This is a genomic window from Neisseria sp. P0009.S007 (assembly GCF_051962515.1).
Genome location: NZ_JBQCVF010000351.1, coordinates 1 through 1,380, shown reverse-complemented (window position 1 = coordinate 1,380; position 1,380 = coordinate 1). Strand labels below are relative to the sequence as shown.

Below are 1,380 nucleotides of genomic sequence, written 5' to 3'. Positions count from 1 at the left end.
CAAAATTACCAAAGCCAACTTCCCATGGGCTGCTTCCGGCCGTGCGATTGCCAACGGTTGCGACAATGGTTTCACTAAGCTGATTTTTGATGCTGAAACCGGCCGCATCATCGGTGGCGGTATCGTTGGCCCTAACGGCGGCGATATGATCGGCGAAGTCTGCTTGGCCATCGAAATGGGCTGTGATGCAGCCGATATCGGTAAAACCATCCACCCACACCCAACCCTGGGCGAATCCATCGGTATGGCTGCGGAAGTGGCATTGGGCGTATGTACCGACCTGCCTGCTCAGAAAAAGAAATAAGTTCACTCAACTAAAATTTGAACGAACTTGATGGAACAAAGGCCGTCTGAATGTTTCAGACGGCCTTTTCGCAAATAAGGAGACTCAATATGAAAAAAATCGAAGCTATTATCAAACCTTTCAAACTTGACGATGTACGCGAAACCCTGACTGAAATCGGCATTACCGGCATGACTGTCAGCGAAGTCAAAGGTTTCGGCCGCCAAAAAGGCCATACGGAAATTTATCGCGGCGCGGAATACGCGGTTGATTTCCTGCCCAAAATAAAAATCGAATTGGTATTGGCTGACGACAAAGTCGATCAAGCTGTTGATGCCATCTTGGAAACCGCGCATTCCGGCAAAATCGGGGACGGTAAAATCTTCATTTATCCGGTTGAAGAAGCCATCCGTATCCGTACCGGAGAACGCTCAGAAGCAGCACTTTAATAGAAATCGCAAAACACAGGATACAAATGCCGTCTGAAAAAAGTCATGACTTGTTTTAATCAAGACTTATTTCTCAGACGGCATTATTTTAATAACAACAACCATCCATTTTCTAAAGTCTATCCAAATAAACCAGTTACCGAAAACCTCACGCCATCAAGTATGGAGGAATTCAAGGCAATGCTTCCCTTGACCTTCATGAACGACTTTACCGTATCAAATAACTCTTTCCAAAGTAGTGCTTACCCAATCCCATACTTGCAAAACCTCAATGCCCTCCTTTTAAAATCAAATTCCTCGTGTTTTTTTCCTATTCTTATTGTTGCCTAACTTTTCAGACGACCCCTTTCTTTATCCAAACTCCGTTATAATGACGGCTTTAAAATTAATTCATTCCCAAAACGGTCTTATCATGAAACACATCCACATTATCGGTATCGGCGGTACATTTATGGGCGGCGTAGCGGCTATTGCCAAAGAAGCAGGTTTTAAAGTCAGCGGTTGCGACGCCAAGATGTATCCGCCGATGAGTACCCAGCTCGAAGCCTTGGGCATTGACGTACACGAAGGCTTTGATGCCGCTCAATTGGACGAATTTAAAGCCGATATTTACGTTATCGGTAATGTTGCCAAACGCGGCATGGATGT

The 1,380-nt window shown here is 45.1% G+C and carries 2 protein-coding genes and 1 pseudogene; all 3 read left to right on the top strand.

Going from position 1 to position 1,380, the window contains the following annotated elements; translation table 11 throughout:
- Positions 1-304, top strand: a pseudogene (locus ACTHS3_RS13200) (dihydrolipoyl dehydrogenase); the annotation flags it as partial.
- Positions 305-393: 89 nt separating this feature from the next.
- On the top strand, positions 394-732 hold the full coding sequence (locus ACTHS3_RS13195) for a P-II family nitrogen regulator (protein ID WP_070608308.1): 339 nt from the start codon (positions 394-396) through the stop codon (positions 730-732).
- 412 nt (positions 733-1,144) lie between these two features.
- Positions 1,145-1,380, top strand: a 236-nt coding sequence (locus ACTHS3_RS13190; RefSeq protein ID WP_440367501.1) for a Mur ligase domain-containing protein, incomplete at its 3' end; no start/stop codon positions are given.

Excerpts from the sequence above, each read along its gene's own strand:
- ACTHS3_RS13195 (WP_070608308.1), top strand. The coding sequence starts at position 394 with ATGAAAAAAATCGAAGCTATTATCAAACCTTTCAAACTTGACGATGTA.